General features: G+C 32.8%; 17 protein-coding genes and 7 tRNA genes. 20 read left to right on the top strand and 4 right to left on the bottom strand.

Annotated elements, in window-relative coordinates; all coding sequences use genetic code 11:
- Positions 1-152: 152 nt before the first annotated feature.
- On the bottom strand, positions 153-446 hold the full coding sequence (locus tag CLRAG_RS02680) for a hypothetical protein (protein WP_065076953.1): 294 nt from the start codon (positions 444-446) through the stop codon (positions 153-155).
- 176 nt (positions 447-622) lie between these two features.
- On the opposite strand from CLRAG_RS02680, the gene CLRAG_RS02675 reads away from it, so the two are divergent.
- The 3 genes from CLRAG_RS02675 (at position 623) to CLRAG_RS02665 (ending at position 4,286) form a co-directional block, all read left to right on the top strand.
- Entirely contained in the window at positions 623-2,026 is a 1,404-nt protein-coding gene (locus CLRAG_RS02675; protein ID WP_065076952.1) for an NAD(P)/FAD-dependent oxidoreductase, read from the top strand.
- A 64-nt stretch (positions 2,027-2,090) separates the two neighbouring features.
- Entirely contained in the window at positions 2,091-3,377 is a 1,287-nt protein-coding gene (locus CLRAG_RS02670) for an adenylosuccinate synthase (RefSeq protein ID WP_065076951.1), read from the top strand.
- 153 nt (positions 3,378-3,530) lie between these two features.
- On the top strand, positions 3,531-4,286 hold the full coding sequence (locus tag CLRAG_RS02665; protein ID WP_065076950.1) for an acyl-[acyl-carrier-protein] thioesterase: 756 nt from the start codon (positions 3,531-3,533) through the stop codon (positions 4,284-4,286).
- Positions 4,287-4,310: 24 nt separating this feature from the next.
- Here CLRAG_RS02665 and CLRAG_RS02660 read toward each other — a convergent pair whose 3' ends face one another.
- Positions 4,311-5,540 carry a BaiN/RdsA family NAD(P)/FAD-dependent oxidoreductase gene (locus tag CLRAG_RS02660; RefSeq protein ID WP_065076949.1) on the bottom strand — a complete coding sequence of 410 codons (1,230 nt, stop codon included), beginning with the start codon at positions 5,538-5,540 and terminating at the stop codon, positions 4,311-4,313.
- A gap of 391 nt (positions 5,541-5,931) precedes the next feature.
- Here CLRAG_RS02660 and CLRAG_RS02655 point away from each other — a divergent pair, with 391 nt between their 5' ends.
- From CLRAG_RS02655 to CLRAG_RS02615, 9 genes are all read left to right on the top strand, one after another.
- Positions 5,932-6,309, top strand: coding sequence for a CoA-binding protein (locus tag CLRAG_RS02655; RefSeq protein WP_065076948.1), 378 nt, complete (start codon positions 5,932-5,934; stop codon positions 6,307-6,309).
- A 190-nt stretch (positions 6,310-6,499) separates the two neighbouring features.
- Positions 6,500-7,315, top strand: coding sequence for a pyruvate, water dikinase regulatory protein (locus CLRAG_RS02650; protein WP_065076947.1), 816 nt, complete (start codon positions 6,500-6,502; stop codon positions 7,313-7,315).
- 225 nt (positions 7,316-7,540) lie between these two features.
- Positions 7,541-7,615, top strand: a tRNA-Glu gene (locus tag CLRAG_RS02645).
- 15 nt (positions 7,616-7,630) lie between these two features.
- Positions 7,631-7,706: transfer RNA gene (locus tag CLRAG_RS02640), tRNA-Val, on the top strand.
- 5 nt (positions 7,707-7,711) lie between these two features.
- Positions 7,712-7,788 (top strand) — tRNA-Asp (locus CLRAG_RS02635).
- A 144-nt stretch (positions 7,789-7,932) separates the two neighbouring features.
- Positions 7,933-8,007: transfer RNA gene (locus tag CLRAG_RS02630), tRNA-Glu, on the top strand.
- 15 nt (positions 8,008-8,022) lie between these two features.
- Positions 8,023-8,098: transfer RNA gene (locus tag CLRAG_RS02625), tRNA-Val, on the top strand.
- 5 nt (positions 8,099-8,103) lie between these two features.
- A tRNA-Asp gene (locus tag CLRAG_RS02620) sits at positions 8,104-8,180 on the top strand.
- Positions 8,181-8,185: 5 nt separating this feature from the next.
- Positions 8,186-8,261: transfer RNA gene (locus CLRAG_RS02615), tRNA-Thr, on the top strand.
- 50 nt (positions 8,262-8,311) lie between these two features.
- Here CLRAG_RS02615 and CLRAG_RS02610 read toward each other — a convergent pair.
- Together CLRAG_RS02610 and CLRAG_RS02605 are read right to left on the bottom strand one after the other, a co-directional pair.
- Positions 8,312-9,298 (bottom strand): ATP-binding protein, encoded by a 987-nt coding sequence (locus CLRAG_RS02610; protein WP_065076946.1) that lies wholly within the window; start codon positions 9,296-9,298, stop codon positions 8,312-8,314.
- Complete coding sequence (locus tag CLRAG_RS02605) at positions 9,291-10,289, bottom strand: DnaD domain protein (RefSeq protein WP_065076945.1); 999 nt, start codon at positions 10,287-10,289, stop codon at positions 9,291-9,293. Before CLRAG_RS02605 ends, CLRAG_RS02610 begins: the two co-directional genes overlap by 8 nt.
- A gap of 356 nt (positions 10,290-10,645) precedes the next feature.
- On the opposite strand from CLRAG_RS02605, the gene CLRAG_RS02600 reads away from it, so the two are divergent.
- The 8 genes from CLRAG_RS02600 (at position 10,646) to accB (ending at position 17,705) form a co-directional block, all read left to right on the top strand.
- Positions 10,646-11,713, top strand: coding sequence for an NAD(P)H-dependent flavin oxidoreductase (locus CLRAG_RS02600; RefSeq protein ID WP_065076944.1), 1,068 nt, complete (start codon positions 10,646-10,648; stop codon positions 11,711-11,713).
- Between the two features lie 38 nt (positions 11,714-11,751).
- Positions 11,752-12,228 carry a MarR family winged helix-turn-helix transcriptional regulator gene (locus CLRAG_RS02595; protein WP_065076943.1) on the top strand — a complete coding sequence of 159 codons (477 nt, stop codon included), beginning with the start codon at positions 11,752-11,754 and terminating at the stop codon, positions 12,226-12,228.
- On the top strand, positions 12,221-13,201 hold the full coding sequence (locus CLRAG_RS02590; RefSeq protein WP_065076942.1) for a beta-ketoacyl-ACP synthase III: 981 nt from the start codon (positions 12,221-12,223) through the stop codon (positions 13,199-13,201). Before CLRAG_RS02595 ends, CLRAG_RS02590 begins: the two co-directional genes overlap by 8 nt.
- Before the next feature lie 69 nt (positions 13,202-13,270).
- Positions 13,271-14,209: an enoyl-[acyl-carrier-protein] reductase FabK gene (gene fabK, locus CLRAG_RS02585; RefSeq protein WP_065076941.1), complete on the top strand. Its 939-nt coding sequence runs from the start codon at positions 13,271-13,273 to the stop codon at positions 14,207-14,209.
- A 21-nt stretch (positions 14,210-14,230) separates the two neighbouring features.
- A complete protein-coding gene (gene fabD / locus CLRAG_RS02580) occupies positions 14,231-15,169 on the top strand; it encodes an ACP S-malonyltransferase (protein WP_065076940.1) in 939 nt (312 codons plus the stop codon).
- A gap of 10 nt (positions 15,170-15,179) precedes the next feature.
- On the top strand, positions 15,180-15,926 hold the full coding sequence (fabG, locus tag CLRAG_RS02575; RefSeq protein WP_065076939.1) for a 3-oxoacyl-[acyl-carrier-protein] reductase: 747 nt from the start codon (positions 15,180-15,182) through the stop codon (positions 15,924-15,926).
- 25 nt (positions 15,927-15,951) lie between these two features.
- Complete coding sequence (gene fabF / locus CLRAG_RS02570; protein ID WP_065076938.1) at positions 15,952-17,190, top strand: beta-ketoacyl-ACP synthase II; 1,239 nt, start codon at positions 15,952-15,954, stop codon at positions 17,188-17,190.
- A 2-nt stretch (positions 17,191-17,192) separates the two neighbouring features.
- Positions 17,193-17,705: an acetyl-CoA carboxylase biotin carboxyl carrier protein gene (gene accB, locus CLRAG_RS02565; protein ID WP_065076937.1), complete on the top strand. Its 513-nt coding sequence runs from the start codon at positions 17,193-17,195 to the stop codon at positions 17,703-17,705.
- Positions 17,706-17,715 lie beyond the last annotated feature (10 nt).

The following is a 17,715-nucleotide window of genomic DNA, read 5'->3' as shown; positions in this document are numbered from 1 at the left end:
CCCCTTAAGTTAATAACTAAAATTTAACTTATTAATATTTTATAACAAAAAAGCTAAAAATAAAATAGAATGCAATTTTGAAGAGAAATATAAAAATAAGCACTTAAATTTAATTAAGTACTTATTTTCAAGAGGTATAGAAGTATTAAGGTTTACCAATCCCAGTCATCAAAATCTAGTGGAAATACAATTGGGAATATGAATGGAGAATATGGCATTCTGTGTCTACGTCTGCGTCTTCTTCTTCTCCTTCTTCCACGTTGTCTGTATAGATCATCTCCTGATTCAGTAAAATCGTCCTCTTCATCCATCATTTCTGGATTGTAGGGGCAGTTATATACAGGGCAGTAATAAGCAGGAGAAGAAGCATAAGTATCTTTATCAGTACGATCATAATACTGGGTATTTTCTTCTTTATCATTTGAGTTATTTTGATTGGTATTCATTTAATGCCTCCATAAAATTTATTATATTATCATAGTATGATGAAAGGAAAAATTTGTTACAGAAAATTTCACTATGGAGTTTTACGAATTTTATTATTATTTTAATAGAAATTATTCGTGATTTTCTGTTGACTGTAACATACAATTTTGATACCATATTGTAGGAGGGATGCTACTTGAAAGAAAAATATGATGTAATAATAGTTGGAGCTGGTCCTGCGGGAATATTTACTGCTTTAGAAATTACAAAGCTTAACAAGAATCTAAGTGTACTTATAATTGATAAAGGCAGAAATATAGAGGATAGAAAGTGTCCGGCTAGGATAAATGGAAAGTGTGTAAATTGCAATCCATGTGGTATCACTTCTGGCTGGTCAGGTGCAGGAGCTTTTTCTGATGGAAAGCTTTCTTTAAGCCCAGAAGTCGGAGGTAGAATTTTAGAGTATTTTTCAGAAGATGAATGTAAAAAATTAATAAAATATTGTGATGATATATATTTAAATTTTGGAGCTAACAAGGTTGTATATGGATTAAACAATGAAAATATAGATAAGATAAAGTATGAAGCAAGCAAATATAATATTCGTCTTATACAGTGTCCTGTTAGGCATCTGGGAACAGAGTTAGCCTATGAAGTACTGAAAAAAATGTATTACCATCTTTTGGATAACACAAATACTGAATTTAATGAACTTACTACAGTAGATGAGATATTAGTAGAAGGTGATAGCGTAATTGGAGTTTGTGTGGAAAACAAGGATGGTAAGAAAAAGGTTTTAGCACATCATGTAGTAGTTGCTCCAGGCAGGGGTGGTGCAGAATGGTTTTCAAATCAATCCCAAAAGTTAAAGTTAAAAACTACAAATAATGCTGTAGACATAGGTGTTCGGGTTGAGGTACCAAATTCAATAATGGACCACTTGACTAAAGACTTATATGAAGCAAAACTTGTATATTATTCTGATACTTTTGATAATAAGGTTAGAACTTTTTGCATGAATCCAGGTGGGGTAGTATCAGAAGAGCACTATGATGGTACCATAGCAGTTGTAAATGGGCATAGTTATGAAGAAAAAGAATTGAGAACAGAAAATACAAACTTTGCAATGCTCGTTTCTACATCTTTTACAGAGCCCTTCAACCAACCTATAACTTATGGTAAGTATATTGCAAAGCTTGGAAATATGCTTACTGGAAATGGCATAATGGTACAAAGACTGGGTGATTTATTAAATGGAAGAAGAACTGATTATTCAAGACTTAAAAAATCCACTACTATTCCAACTTTGAAATCAGCAGTGCCTGGAGATTTAAGTTATGTTTTACCTCAGAGATATCTTACATCCATAGTTGAGGCACTAAAAGCTTTTAACAATGTAGCACCAGGACTTTATAGCAAAAATACACTTTTATATGGCGTGGAGGTAAAATTCTATTCTAGTAAATGTGACACAAATGATAAGTTTGAAACTTCTATAAAGAATCTATATGCCATAGGAGATGGTGCAGGTATTACAAGAGGGCTTATGCAGGCCTCAGTAACAGGTGTAGTAGTTGGAAGAGATATAGTTAGCAAATAATTGTAAATTATTATATATTATTTTGAAAGATTTGGGTTATACAAAAAAAGGGGAGGAAATTCTCATGTCAGCATTTATTGTTTTAGGATCCCAATGGGGTGATGAAGGAAAAGGAAAGATGACAGATTATCTTGCAAAAGGGGCAGATGTTGTTGTCAGATTTCAAGGTGGAAATAATGCAGGTCATACAGTTGAAGTAGGTGATAAGCAATACAAACTTCATCTTGTACCATCTGGAATATTGTATAAAGATAAGGTGAATGTAATAGGAAATGGAGTAGTGCTTGATCCAAAAGCATTATTTGAAGAAATGGATTATTTAAAAGACCTAGGAGTAGACATATCACCTGAGAATTTAATAATAAGTGATAGAGCCCAGCTTATTATGCCTTACCATAAGGTATTAGACGGTATAAAAGAGAGGGCAAGAGGTAAAAAAGATATAGGAACTACAGGAAAAGGAATTGGACCGTGCTATACGGATAAAATGGAAAGAAGCGGCATAAGAGTTTGTGATCTTATGCACCAGAATATATTTGAAGAAAATCTAAAAGAAAATTTAAAAATAAAGAATGACATAATAACTAAGGTTTATGGAGAAAAGGCTCTTGACTTTGATACTATATACAATGAATATATTGATTATGCAAAGAAATTAGCTCCTTATGTTAAAGATATATCTGTAGAAGTATATAATAGTATAAAAGGTGGAAAAAAAGTATTATTTGAAGGTGCACAGGGTACTTTGCTGGATATAGATTATGGAACTTATCCTTATGTTACATCTTCAAGCACTATTGCTGGTGGAGTATGTATTGGTTCAGGAATAGGACCTACTATGATAACAGGAGCAGTAGGTATTGCAAAGGCGTATACTACAAGAGTAGGAAAAGGACCTTTCCCTACAGAGCTTTTTGACAAGACAGGAGAATGGATTAGGGAAAATGGTCATGAATATGGAGTTACTACAGGAAGAGCTAGAAGATGCGGATGGCTAGATCTAGTAATACTTAAGACTAGCAGCAGAGTTTCTGGACTTACAAGCTTTGCTATTACAAAAATAGATACTTTAGCAGGACTTGAAAAGGTAAAAGCATGCGTAGGATATAAATTTAATGGAAAAATTATAGACTATGTACCTGCAAGTTTAGAAGATTTAGCTAAATGCGAACCTGTATATGAAGAATTTGAAGGTTGGGGCAGAGAAATAGAAAATGCCAAAACTTATAACGAGTTACCACAGAATGCTAAAAAGTATTTAAGTAGAATAGAAGAATTTACTGGAACAAAGGTATCTATAGTATCTGTTGGACCAAGAAGAGATCAGACAATAGATGTAAGTGAAATATAAAATTAAAGTTATCACCCTTAAATAAATTTATTAAATTAAGTTTATTTAAGGGTGAATTTTTTATCTTTAGCAATTTTATTCTACAGAAAAAATGGAAATTATATTATAATATAAATGTAATAGAAATTTCTAAGATAAGGAGGGTAAATAAAATTGGAAAATGTAGTTACTGAAAAAGAATACGAAGTCCAATACTATGAAATAGATTTTAGAAAGAAATTGCTTGTAACAAGTCTTATGAACTATTTTGAAGATGTATCTACAAAACAATCAGAAGATATAGGAGGAGGACTTGATTACTTAAAACAAAAAGGGGTAGCCTGGGTACTGTATAAATGGGATATACATATTAATAGGTATCCTCATTATGGTGAAAAAATAACAGTTCAAACTAAAGCATATTCCTTCAGAAAGTTCTATGGATATAGGACTTTTAAGGTTTTAGATGATAAGGAAAATGTCATTGCATCAGCCAATTCAATATGGCTTCTTATAGATAAAGAAAAACGTAAAGTAATTAGGATAACTGAAGATATGTATAAAATGTACGGTGTATCTGGAAATGAGATAAAACCGTTGATTATTAAAAAAATAAAGTTACCAGAACAGTTTGATATAGAAAAAGGTTTTAATGTAAGGTACAGTGACATAGATACCAACAGGCATGTCAATAATGTTAAGTATGTAGATTGGATTGTGGAAACTATACCTCTTGATATAGTACTTAATTTTACTATAAAAAATCTAAATATAACTTATGAAAAAGAGGCATTATATGGAGAAAAAATAAAAATATATACTGAACTGAAAAAGAAAGAAAATAGTTATATATCTCTGCATAAGATAGTGGATCAAGAGGAAAAAGAATTATCAGTGATAGAAGCGGTTTGGGAAAAGAATGAAGAATAAAAAGCAGAGAGAAAGGCTGATGAATTATGTTTCAGCAGCACTTTTCCCTGCAGTAAATCCCGAACTCCAGGCCCATTGTAAATTAAAACCACCACAGTCACCATCCACATCCAAAATTTCTCCTGCTAAATATAAATTTTTTATTTTTTTTGATTCCAAAGTAGTGCTGTTTACTTGAGAGGTGTCTACTCCTCCACAGGTAACTTGAGAATTTTTGAAGGAATTAGTATCATATACTGTAAATTCCCAGGATTTGAGTAAGTGACATATATTCTTTTTTTCCTGCCAATTTAATTCACTACATGATTTATGAATATCTTCAATGGATGATTCTCTTAAAAGTATAGGTATGATTTTTTTATTTATTACTCCTATGAATGAGTCGAATATACTTCTGTAACCAAAAGTTCCCCAGCGATTTTCCAGGAACTCTACTAAATCCTTTTCTTCAAAATCTGGAAGCATGTCAATTTTAATCTTAACGGACTTTTTACTAAATAAATTACAGGAAGCTATGCGACTTATGTCAAGTATAGGTGGCCCTGATATTCCGTAATCTGTAAATAATATTTCTCCATATTCTTTTTTTTGTATTATATTATCCACAACTATGTATACATACCCATTAAATTTTACTCCCGATAGGGCTTTTAAATGAGTATAGCTTAATTTCAACTGTACAAGGCCAGGAAGGGGTGGTATTATACTGTGGCCAAGGTTTTTACATAGGGTAAATCCCGAACCGTCAGATCCTGTATTAGGGGCAGATTTGCCACCTGTACATAATATTAGTTTATTACATTCGTAAATTTGATCATTACAGTATATTTTAAAGGATTTTTTACCAAAAGCTATATTACCGACTTTTGAATTTAAATAAACAGGTATATTTCGATCTTCAATAGCCATTTTTAATATATCTAGTACGGAGGATGATTGAAGAGAGAGGGGATACATCCTTCCGTTTTCCAAAGTTGTAATTGGAAGACCTAGTGAATTAAAAAAGTTTATTGTGTCGTCAAGGGAAAAATTATTTAAGACACTTTCAAAAAAATGAGTATTATTACTGTGATATCTACAAAAATCTATATTTTTATTAGTTATATTACATCTCCCATTTCCAGTTGATAATATTTTATTTCCTATTCTACTTTTAGATTCTAAAATTGCTACGTCTTTTCCTCTGTCTTTTGCCGTAATTGCAGCCATGATACCAGAAGCACCTGCACCAATTACTATGATTTCATGAAACATGTAGATACATCTCCTATTTAATAAAATTCATTTATCCGATCGCTATCAGTGCTAACCCCCTCATCTTTATTAAAGTGGGGGATAAGTACTGTTACGCGCCTGGATAAGTTCTTCCCCTAAAGGATAACGTATTCTAAGTGCTAAAGACACTAAGAATACTGTTAATAAGGTTCAGCTAGAGAAAGTCATCCTTATAAGCAAGCTCCATCTGAACCTAAGAATCACTTGATAGTTATATTTTAACTTACTTGTACTTCTTTTAATACAGTTTGCAAAAAAATATATATTTAACTGCAGTTTGTAATATAATAAAAACAACATTATAAACATGAACGAGGTAAAAATTCATTTCTATTATCTTATATATTTTGTAAAAAGGAGTGTTGTCCAAATGGAAGCTGCTAATTTTCTATATTATAAGAACTGGGTAGTAGTTGGCGATGTGTCTAATGAAGAAAAATATGCTTTTAAAATATTAAGTTCTCTTAAGGGCGCAATGTATAATGCAGAGGGAGTGAATCCTAGAGATGCTAGCGGGAAGGTACACAAATCTTTAAGTGAAATACCTTTTAAAGTAGATGTACTTGATTTGTGCATAAATCCTAAGACTGGTATTGATATAGTTAAAAAAGCTTTTGAAATTGGCATAGACAAAATATTAATACAGCCAGGTGCAGAAAGTGAGGAAATATTAAATTTCTGCAGTAACAATGCAATTGATGCAGTAAAAGGATGTGCACTTGTAGAACTTACGAAAAAACATCAATGAATCTTACTTAGTGGGAGTTCGGTTTCTCCCACTAAGTCTAGATGAATTATCTAGGGGCGTAGCTACTGTTATCTCCCGCTTTGATAGAAAAGCAGATATCCCAAATCTTTGATTTGGTGATAGTCGCTTTCACAGAGTGCGTGGGAGTGTTACAGTAGGTAGCCATCAAATAAAGTTTAGGGGGTTTTTTATGCTTAAAATATATGCAGTTTCTGACTCTATAGGTGAGACTGCAGAACTTGTTGCTAAAGGTGCTGCTAGCCAATTTTATTCAGAGATAGAAGTACACAGGGTGCCTTATATAAAGAGTTATGAGGATGTAAATGAATTTATAAATGGGTTAGAAAGCAAAGAAAATATCATGGTTATATCTACAATAATCCTTGTAGAAGTAAGAGAATTTCTAGTTCAAAGGTGTGTAGAATGTGGTATTCCTATAAATAATATTTTAGGACCTTGTATAAGTATGATATCAAGGATACTAAATAAAATACCTGAATATAAGCCAGGTGCTGTATGGGAAATAGATTCTGAGTATTATAAAAAGGTAGAGGCAGTAGAATTTGCCATAAAGTATGATGATAGCAAGGATAATTCAGGAATAAAATATGCGGATGTTGTTCTTTTAGGTCTTTCTAGAACTTCTAAAACGCCACTTTGTATGTATCTTGCAAATAAGGGAATAAAAGCTTTGAACATACCGCTTATGCCCGAGGTACCTGTGCCAGAGGAGCTGTTTGACATTGATAGAAAAAAGATTGTAGCTCTTACTATAGATCCAGTGCACTTAATAGAAGTAAGAAAACATAGAGTAGATAGATACAATACTACATCTAATAGGTTTAAGTATGCAAATGAAGAAAGGGTTCTTCAGGAACTGGAATTTTCAGATAAGGTTATAAGAAGATTAAGGTGTAAGGTAATAGATGTGACAAAAAGGGCAATAGAAGATACAGCATTAATTGTAATGGAATATATAGGATATATGGAATCAAAAGGTTATTAAAGTACAAATTTTATTATAAGAAAGCTGTTTTTTGCTTTTAAATCCAAAATTATATAAGAAATTTTAAAATATAAAATTGACCTAATACGTTGATATATAAGGAATCGTGAAGAAAAGTTCAAAGATGTCCAATAAAATATCACAAAAAAGTATTGACACTTTATAAAATATTTTGTATTATAGTGTATGTCAGGTCGTCAGGTACGACTTAATAAAACAGTATAAGGCCCCTTGGTCAAGTGGTTAAGACACCACCCTTTCACGGTGGTAACAGCAGTTCAAGTCTGCTAGGGGTCACCAAGAGTAAGTATATGTGGGCGCATAGCTCAGCTGGGAGAGCATCTGCCTTACAAGCAGAGGGTCACAGGTTCGAGCCCTGTTGTGCCCACCACATATGGCTCAGTAGCTCAGCTGGTTAGAGTGCCGGCCTGTCACGCCGGAGGTCAAGGGTTCGATCCCCTCCTGAGTCGCCATTATCTATGGTTATGCATAGGTTTGATTTTTAAGTTTAACTTAAAGAGAAGTCTACACTTAAGGTGAGGGTTACTTGTTTAAGTTAAAGTTCTTAGCTTATGCTGTGTAGTAATAGTTAAAGATTTGCATTGACAATTAAATAAGGCCCCTTGGTCAAGTGGTTAAGACACCACCCTTTCACGGTGGTAACAGCAGTTCAAGTCTGCTAGGGGTCACCAAAAGTAAGTATATGTGGGCGCATAGCTCAGCTGGGAGAGCATCTGCCTTACAAGCAGAGGGTCACAGGTTCGAGCCCTGTTGTGCCCACCACATATGGCTCAGTAGCTCAGCTGGTTAGAGTGCCGGCCTGTCACGCCGGAGGTCAAGGGTTCGATCCCCTCCTGAGTCGCCATATGTGCTGGCATGGCTCAGCAGGTAGAGCAACTGACTTGTAATCAGTAGGTCGTGGGTTCGATTCCTACTGCCAGCACCAAAAATAAGAATGTATTTTTAAATACATTCTTATTTTTTTTATCTAGATATTTATTTGAAATTTTTATTTTGTATATTTTGTTTTATTCTTATGTCTTCTCCGAAAAACTTATACAAGGTAAATTCTCCAAGCAACCTAGAAGAAATTCTCTCTGAATAGCATTTTAAAATTTCTTCTAAGTCATAGTTTGTGGATACAAGCATTTTGCTTTGTCTCAATAGTTTTTTATTTAAAAGGTTAAATAGTTCAGTTTTAGAAAAGTCCGTTATTTGCTCAGATCCTAAATCATCTATTATAAGTAAATCACAATTCATTAAAATATCTTCTAATTCTATATTATTGTTGAATCTTATATCTCTTAGGTCTTTAATCAAGGATTCAGAGGTTCTATAAATTACTAAAAAACCTCTGTCTATCAATTCTTTTGATATACAATTTGACAAGAAGGTCTTTCCTGTTCCGGCAGATCCATAAAATAATAAATTTTCGCTGCAGTTAGAAAAGTTTTCTATGTATTTCCACGATGTGGATGCTATTACTTCTATATTTTTTCTAGGACTTGTAGGGTTTCCCTCACTTTTGGTGGAGGAATATAGCTGAAAGTTAAAGTTATCGAAGTTATTCTTAGCTAACATATTTTTGAAGTCAGAATTGCTGTAGTAAAGTTTAATAAGTTTTTGTTTATAGCAGTCGCATTTTTTGTTTCCAATGAATCCAGTGTCTTTGCATTTATCACATTTATAGGACATATCTAAATAATTTACAGGATAATTATTAGATGTTAAAATATGAGCTTTTTTTATTCTTAAATCTGAAATTTTTTGGTGAAGTTCCTTTAAGTAAATATCCTTGTTTGAGACATTGTTTAATATATTTATTGATAATTTTAAGGAAAGTCTACCTATTTGATTTTGTATGTTTAATACTTCAGGTAGTTTTTTTTTAATTTCTTCCTTTCGAAAGCCTAAAGCTTTTCTATCATCGTCTCTTATTTTTTCATATATTTTCATTATATTAGAGTGATAGCTCTTAATCATTCTTATCCCATCCTAGTAGTTTTTTTTCTAAGTCTTTAAAGTCATAGTTTCTCTGTTTAAAATTGTTAAAAGTTCCTTTTGAACTTTTATTTTCTGTAATTCTTTTTACATTTTTAAAATTGCCTTTATTTACTTTCTTTAAATCCTTTTTTTCTATATCTTCTAATGTCTTAATTTTATCTTTATTCCAGCTTGTTAATATTCCATCAATATATTTAAAGTCAGCCTTATTTATTCTTTGAAAGCATATGTCACAAGCTTTATATATAATTTCAACTGAGAAATTGTAAGCTTGAATCCATTTAGAAAGTAAATCCTCTTGGGGCTTCATTATTTCTCCATCTTTTATACCAAGATAGCCTAAAATTTTTCTTATTTTAATCCATTTATCTTCATGTTTTTTTATAAAAGACTGGGCATCATTTATATCTTTTATTTTAGCGTCAAACCAAGATATTGCAGTTTTTTCTATATATCTGCTGTTGGTTTTTCCTTTTAAAGCACAGTATTGAACTAAAAGAAGTATAATCTCTGGAGAAAAATTAAAATCATTTAACCAGCTTATGTACATAGTCATTTCTTTTGAAGATAAGGTCCTACCTAAGGATTTTTCTATATCTTCAAGCATATCTTTAATAGAAGTTTTATTTAATTCTTCAAGTAAATTTATATCATCTTCTTTTTCATTGTCTCTATCTGATAAATCTAAGAATTCTATATTATAATTTCCCATATTGTCAACGGGTACCATTTTAATAACATTTTCGTCATTCCAGTAGTTCCAGGCGTTTAATACATCCGTTTCTAAAAGATGTAAAGCACTTGCAACAATTTGAGAGCTAACTCCTAATTCACCTGATTTGCAATATTTTAGCCCAAGCAGGTATACTTTAACAAATTCCCCTCGGGCTTTAGGCATAAACTTATCTATAAAAACGTTGCTTACAGGAGTATAGTTAGCTTCAGCGGTCTTAAATACAAAAGTACTCATATATTTTTTACCTACCTTTTATAAGCTTTGTTTTAAAAAGCTATCATATAAATATTATAACAAAATATAAAAAGTATAACAATGTAATACTTTTGGAATTATTTTCTATATTTAAGTTTACTAACTTTTCAATTTATTATATTATAGAGTTTAAAGGCATAGTTTTAAACTATTTTGTTTTAATATTATATTAAAATTACTTGATTATACTAAGGTAAATAGGATAAAATTAAGTTTTAGGATATAGTAGTCTTTAATCTTAAAATTTTAAGATGCTGGACAGTTAAAAGTTTTTAATATATACTTTGAATATCAAAATATTCGAGTATCAAAAATTATTTGAAGGAGGGGGTCACATGAAATTACCTCCATTGATCATAGGAGATCTAAAAGCTAAAATACCTATTATACAAGGTGGAATGGGTGTAGGAATTTCTCTACATAATTTAGCACAGGCAGTAGCAAATGAAGGTGGTATAGGTATAATTTCTACAGTGCAGATAGGATATAGAGAACCAGATTTTGAAGCTAACCCAACGGAGGCTAACCTTAGAGCATTGAGAAAGGAAATACAAAAAGCTAAAGAATTAAGTCCCAAAGGTATAATTGGAGCAAATATTATGGTGGCTATAAATGATTATAATGATATGGTAAAGACCTGTATTGAGGAAAAAGCTGACATTATAATATCCGGAGCAGGACTTCCACTTATTTTACCTAAACTTGTTGAGGGAAGCAGCATAAAGATAGCACCTATAGTTTCTTCAGGGAAGGCAGCTTCTCTTATAATTAGACACTGGTTGAAAAAATATTCTAGACTTCCGGATTTAGTTGTAGTAGAAGGACCTAAAGCTGGGGGACATTTGGGATTTCATTTAGAACAACTACAAGAAGGAAAAGAATGTTTAGAAGATATAGTATGTGAAGTAATCAAAGTAGTTAAATATTTTAGAGAAAAATATAATAAGAATATTCCTGTAGCAGCAGCTGGTGGAATATATACAGGAGCTGATATTGCAAAATTCTTCAAGTTAGGTGTAGATGCAGTACAGATGGGAACACGTTTTGTGGCAACTGAAGAATGTGATGCTAGCATAAACTTTAAAAAGGCATACATAGATTCAAAAAAAGAGGATATAAAAATAATAAAAAGTCCTGTAGGGCTTCCTGGAAGAGCTTTAAGAAATAAGCTTATAAGGCAAGCTGAAGAAGGGAGAATTGCGCCTAAAAGATGTTACAATTGTTTGAAAAAGTGTAATCCTAAGGAAACTCCTTATTGTATATCCAGAGCACTGATCAATGCTGTTAAAGGAAATATAGATGAAGGGCTTATTTTTGTTGGAAGTAACGCTTATAAGGTAAACAAAATTGTAAAGGTTAAGGAACTTATGAAAGAGCTAGTTTTAGAAGCAGAAAATATTTGATATAAGTGGCGTAAATTAATTGTCAAAGTGGTGATCTAGTGAACAAAGGTATAAATGTTATAAATGAATTGTTAGTAGATCTTTTTAACGATATTCTAGTAATAGAACAAAAATCCCTTCAATATGCAACATTTAAAGATTTATCTGTAACGGAGGTACACACTATAGAAGCTATAGGTATGGATAAACTGAAGAGAATGAAAGATGTTGCCTGTCAACTAGATATAACTATGGGGACCTTAACTACGGCCATAAATCGTTTAGAAAGAAAGCAATATGTTACACGAACAAGGAGTAAAGAAGATAGAAGAATTGTATACATACAGTTGACCCAAAAAGGAAAACTTGCCTTTAGAGTTCACCATAAGTTTCATTCTAATATGGTTGAAGAAATCGTAGGAGAGTTAACGGAAGAAGAAGAAGGGGTTTTAATTAAATCATTGGAGAAACTCAATAATTTCTTCAGATCAAAGTATAATCTAAAAATTGGATCAAAGGAGAAGAATAATGAATAAAGTAGAAATTACAGGTACAGGAAGCTATGTTCCTCCCAAGATTGTGGATAATAATGATCTGTCTCTCATAGTAGATACCAGTGATGAATGGATAACAAGCAGAACAGGGATAAAGGAGAGAAGGATATCTCAAGGAGAAGATACCTCAGATATGGCAACAAAAGCAGCTATAGAGGCAATTAAGGATGCTAAAATAAGTGTAGAAGATATTGAACTTATAGTACTTGCAACTGTTACTCCGGATAGCTTTATGCCTTCTACCGCCTGTATAGTTCAGAAAAATATAAAGGCAGTAAATGCTACATGCTTTGATGTATCGGCAGCTTGTTCAGGTTTTGCATATGCAATGGATATTGCAGTTCAATTTATAAGGGCTGGAAGGTTTAAAAATGTTCTTGTCATAGGAGCAGATACATTTTCTAAAATACTTGACTGGAAAGATAGAAGCACTTGTATATTGTTTGGTGATGGTGCGTCAGCTGCATTTTTGCAAAGTGGAGAAGAAGATCAGATACTTTCAACTTATACTGGATCAGATGGAAGTAAGGGAGATTCATTAACATGTCCTGCAGTAGCTGTAAACAATCCTTATGTTGATGGTGTTACAGGCACTATTAAGAGTGTAGTTGGAATGGAAGGAAGAGAAATATTTAAATTTGGAGTAAAAGTTTTAGAAAAATCAGTTAAAGCCCTACTTCAACAGGCTGATTGTACTTTAGAAGAAATTAAATATATAATTCCTCACCAGGCAAATTACAGGATAATAGAATGTGCAGCAAAAAAACTTGGAATAGGTATGGATAGGTTTTATATCAATTTGGATAGTTATGGCAATACTTCTGCTGCAAGTATAGGGATAGCCTTAGATGAAGTTCGCAAAAAAAACTTAGTTAAAAAAGGGGATAAAATACTTATTGTAGGTTTTGGAGGAGGATTAACCTATGGAGGATTTATATTAAAGGTAAATTTATGATTGATATAAAACTCTGGAGGTTAAGAATGATATTAGGAAAAATTAAAGAGGATAAAGGGAGGTTAATTTATGATTAATTCTGTATTTTCAAATATGGTAGGAATAAAGTATCCAATTATTCAAGGAGCAATGGCTTGGATTGCAGACAGCTCACTAGCAGCTGCGGTGTCAAATGCAGGAGGACTTGGAATAATTACTGGAAACGCACCACTTGAATGGGTAAGAGATGAAATACGAAAGGCCAAAAAACTTACAGATAAACCTTTTGGCGTAAATATAATGCTTTTATCAGAAACAGCTGAAGCAGTAGCTAAAATGGCATGTGAAGAAAAGGTTAAAGTTGTAACTACTGGAGCAGGAAATCCAGGAAAGTACATAGATATGTGGAAGGAAAATGATATAAAGGTTATACCTGTTGTAGCATCTGTAGCATTAGCTAAAAGAATGGAAAGAGCAGGAGTCGATGCAGTTATTGCAGAAGGCTGTGAATCTGGAGGACACGTAGGAGAGCTTACTACTATGGCATTAGTACCTCAAGTAGTAGATGCTGTAAGTATTCCTGTAATTGCAGCAGGTGGTATTGGAGACGGAAGAGGTGCAGCAGCTGCTTTTATGTTGGGAGCTCAGGGGATACAGCTTGGAACTAGATTTTTAGTTGCAAATGAATGTACAGTCCATGAAAATTATAAAGAAAAAGTGTTAAAGGCAAAAGATATAGACACACAGGTTACAGGTAGGGTGACGGGTCATCCCGTTCGTGTTCTTAGAAATAAACTAGTGAGAAAATTCCAGCTGCTAGAGAAAAATGGAGCACCTATGGAAGAATATGAAAAATTAGGAAGAGGAGCACTAGCAAGGGCAGTTCGTGAAGGAGATATAGATAACGGTTCTGTTATGGCAGGTCAAATAGCAGGACTTGTATGTAAAGAACAAAGCTGTGATGAAATTATTCAGGAAATATTTAAAGAGACTCAAGAGAACTTAAAAAGAGTTCAAAATATGTTTTAAAAATAATATTTGGAGGTATATATGGGTAAAATAGCTTTCTTATTTTCAGGACAGGGAGCCCAGTACGTAGGTATGGGAAAAGACCTTTTTGAAAATATAGATGTATGTAAAAATGTGTTTAAAGATGCGGATGAGGTATTGGATTTTTCAATAAGTAATATGTGTTTTGAAGGTCCGGAAGAAGATTTAAACAAAACTGAAAATACCCAACCTGCAATTTTAACTACAAGTATAGCAGCTTTAAGAGCATTGGAGGGCTTTGGAATTAAGCCAGATATAGCAGCAGGTTTAAGTCTTGGTGAATATTCAGCTCTTGTATGCAGCGGTGTTATGGGATTTAAAGAAGCAGTTTCCCTAGTTAAAAAGAGAGGAAAGTATATGCAGGAGGCAGTGCCTGAAGGTATTGGTACAATGGCCGCAATACTAGGATTAGATTATGTAAAAGTGGAAAAAATATGTGCAGATAGTTCTTCTTTTGGTATAGTGGAAACTTCAAATATGAACTGTCCTGGTCAGGTAGTAATTGGAGGAGAAATAGAAGCGGTAAAAGCTGCTTGCAAGCTAGCAAAAGAGCGAGGAGCTCGCAGAGCTATAGAGCTTTCAGTTAGCGGACCTTTTCATACTTCTATGTTGAAGCCAGCAGCAGAAAAGTTAGAAGGAGAATTAAATAAATTATCCCTTAAGGAGTTTTTAATTCCAGTTGTAACAAATGTTACAGGGGAGATAATTGAAAAACTGGATAAGGTAAAATCTTATTTGAAAAGGCAGGTTATGAGCACTGTACTCTTTGAGAAAAGTATAAACACTATGCTTGAAGCAGGGGCAGATACTTTTGTAGAAATAGGGCCTGGAAAGGTTTTGAGTGGATTTGTAAGAAAAATAGACAGAAAAGCCCTTATATTAAATGTTCAGGATATTAAATCATTAAATTCTACTGTGGAAGAATTAAAAAATAGATAGGAGAATTAAAATGGATATTGTTAGTAAAAAGGTAGCGGTAGTCACAGGTGGAGCTAAAGGCATTGGAAGAGCCATTGCACTTAAATTGGCAGAAGACGGATTTAATATAGTAGTCAATTATAGAAGCAGCTTAAATTCAGTAGAAAAAGTAATAGGTGAAATTAAGGAAAGAGGTTCTGAAGCTATTGCAGTGCAGGGTGATGTAAGTGTATTTGAAGATGCAAAAAATATTATGAAGCAAGCAGTAGATACTTTTGGTAGAATAGATGTACTCGTAAATAATGCAGGGATAACTAGAGATGGACTTATACTTAGAATGAAAGAAGAAGACTTTGATAAGGTAATAGAGGTAAACTTAAAAGGAGCCTTTAATTGTATAAGACATGTGAGTCCTATAATGGTTAAACAAAAAAGTGGTAAAATAATAAGTATATCTTCAGTAGTAGGAGTTACAGGGAATGCTGGCCAAGTAAACTATTCTGCAGCAAAAGCCGGAATAATAGGCATTACGAAGTCTACAGCTAGGGAATTAGCATCAAGAGGAATAAATGTGAATGCTGTGGCACCTGGTTTTATAAAAACCGATATGACAGAAGTTCTTTCAGATAAAGTTAAAGATGCTACATTAAATAATATACCTCTAAAAAAATTTGGAAGTGCTGAAAATGTAGCAAATGTAGTAGCTTTTTTAGCATCTTCTAGTGCAGATTATGTAACAGGTCAGGTAATAAACGTAGATGGTGGAATGGTAATGTAAAAATTTTTAAGGGTTGGTGAAAGATATGGAAAAAAGAGTGGTAATTACAGGACTTGGAGCAATTACACCAGTAGGAAATGATACCGATACATTTTGGAATAATATAAAAAATGGAGTTTGTGGAATAGATTTTATTAAGGCTTTTGATGCAGAAAATTATAAAGCAAAAGTTGCAGCAGAAGTTAAAGGATTTGATCCACATGAACATTTAGACAGAAAAGAATCAAAAAGGTTTGACAGATTTTGTCAGTTTGCTATGGTTTCAGCAATGGAAGCTGTAGAAGATTCTAAACTTGATATTGAAAGTGTAGAGAAAGAAAGATTTGGAGTAGTTATTGGTTCAGGTATAGGTGGAATAGGAACTATAGAAAAACAACATTCTGTGTTAGAGGAAAAAGGACCTAACAGAATAACTCCTTTATTTATACCAATGATTATAAGTAATATGGCTGCTGGAAATATAGCTATAAAATTTGGAGCTAAGGGACCATGCAGTAATATAGTTACAGCTTGTGCTACAGGTACAAATTGTGTGGGTGAAGCTTTTAGAATGATTAAAAATAATCTTGCAGATGTAATGATAGCAGGTGGAACCGAAGCATGTATTACACCATTGTCTATGGCTGGATTTGCTGCAGCAACTACTTTAACTAAGAGTACAGATCCTAAAAGAGCATCTGTTCCTTTTGATAAGGAAAGGGATGGATTTGTAATGGGAGAAGGTTCTGGCATATTGATATTGGAGTCTTTAGAGCATGCTCAAAAAAGAGGAGCTAAAATATATGCAGAATTAGTTGGATATGGTTTTACATGTGATGCATACCATATGACATCACCAGCACCAGGTGGTGAAGGTGCAGCAAGGGCTATGAGCCTTGCTATAGAAGAAGCTGGAATTGAAAAAGAAGAAGTATCTTATATAAATGCTCATGGAACAAGTACAAAAATAAATGATAAAGTTGAAACAGAGGCAATTAAAAAAGCTTTTGGAGATTATGCTAAGAATATACCTATAAGCTCTACAAAATCAATGACTGGACATTTGCTTGGAGCTGCAGGAGCAATAGAGGCTATAATAAGTGTTAAGGCTTTAGAAGAAGAAATTATACCTCCTACAGTAGGATATAAAGTTCAGGATGAGGAATGTGACTTAGATTATGTTCCAAACAAGGCAAGAGAGGCTGAACTTAAATATGTTATGTCTAATTCTTTAGGATTTGGTGGACATAATGCAGTGATTTTATTAAAAAAGTGGAGTGAGTAAATATGGACTTTAAAGCAATTGAAAATATGATAAAAACTATGGATAATTCAAAGCTTGGATATTTAGAAGTTAATTGGGATAACGTATCTATAATTATGAAAAAGCAAGGTGAAGAAGGAAACATAAAACAGGTAAACATAGTAAAAGAAAATGGAGAAAATATAAAACCTGTTTTTCAAAAACAAAGTGACAAAATTGAAGTAAAAGAAGATAATATAGATAAGGTTAAAAAATCTGAAGAAAAAAAAGATGACGATATAGAAGGTGACAACATAAAAGATGTAAAGTCACCTATAGTAGGTACTTTTTATAATTCATCAGGACCTGAAAAACCTGTTTTCGTAAATGTAGGATCTAAAGTAAAAAAAGGAGACACTCTCTGTATAATAGAAGCTATGAAACTTATGAATGAGATTCAAAGCGAGGTAGATGGAGAAGTAGTGGATATTTTAGTTAAGAATGAACAAATGGTAGAGTATGGTCAGCCACTATTTAAAATAAAAACTGAAGCTTAATAGCTGTGGG

The organism is Clostridium ragsdalei P11 (assembly GCF_001675165.1).
GTDB lineage: Bacteria > Bacillota > Clostridia > Clostridiales > Clostridiaceae > Clostridium_B > Clostridium_B ragsdalei.
Note: the sequence above shows the minus strand (reverse complement) of the source record. Positions and strands in the feature narration are given on the sequence as shown.

Excerpts from the sequence above, each read along its gene's own strand:
- accB (WP_065076937.1), top strand. The coding sequence starts at position 17,193 with ATGGACTTTAAAGCAATTGAAAATATGATAAAAACTATGGATAATTCA.
- CLRAG_RS02590 (WP_065076942.1), top strand. The coding sequence starts at position 12,221 with ATGAATAAAGTAGAAATTACAGGTACAGGAAGCTATGTTCCTCCCAAG.
- CLRAG_RS02605 (WP_065076945.1), bottom strand. The coding sequence starts at position 10,289 with ATGAGTACTTTTGTATTTAAGACCGCTGAAGCTAACTATACTCCTGTA.
- CLRAG_RS02670 (WP_065076951.1), top strand. The coding sequence starts at position 2,091 with ATGTCAGCATTTATTGTTTTAGGATCCCAATGGGGTGATGAAGGAAAA.
- CLRAG_RS02680 (WP_065076953.1), bottom strand. The coding sequence starts at position 446 with ATGAATACCAATCAAAATAACTCAAATGATAAAGAAGAAAATACCCAG.
- fabK (WP_065076941.1), top strand. The coding sequence starts at position 13,271 with ATGATTAATTCTGTATTTTCAAATATGGTAGGAATAAAGTATCCAATT.
- CLRAG_RS02650 (WP_065076947.1), top strand. The coding sequence starts at position 6,500 with ATGCTTAAAATATATGCAGTTTCTGACTCTATAGGTGAGACTGCAGAA.
- CLRAG_RS02660 (WP_065076949.1), bottom strand. The coding sequence starts at position 5,540 with ATGTTTCATGAAATCATAGTAATTGGTGCAGGTGCTTCTGGTATCATG.
- CLRAG_RS02600 (WP_065076944.1), top strand. The coding sequence starts at position 10,646 with ATGAAATTACCTCCATTGATCATAGGAGATCTAAAAGCTAAAATACCT.
- CLRAG_RS02610 (WP_065076946.1), bottom strand. The coding sequence starts at position 9,298 with ATGATTAAGAGCTATCACTCTAATATAATGAAAATATATGAAAAAATA.
- fabG (WP_065076939.1), top strand. The coding sequence starts at position 15,180 with ATGGATATTGTTAGTAAAAAGGTAGCGGTAGTCACAGGTGGAGCTAAA.
- fabF (WP_065076938.1), top strand. The coding sequence starts at position 15,952 with ATGGAAAAAAGAGTGGTAATTACAGGACTTGGAGCAATTACACCAGTA.
- CLRAG_RS02655 (WP_065076948.1), top strand. The coding sequence starts at position 5,932 with ATGGAAGCTGCTAATTTTCTATATTATAAGAACTGGGTAGTAGTTGGC.
- fabD (WP_065076940.1), top strand. The coding sequence starts at position 14,231 with ATGGGTAAAATAGCTTTCTTATTTTCAGGACAGGGAGCCCAGTACGTA.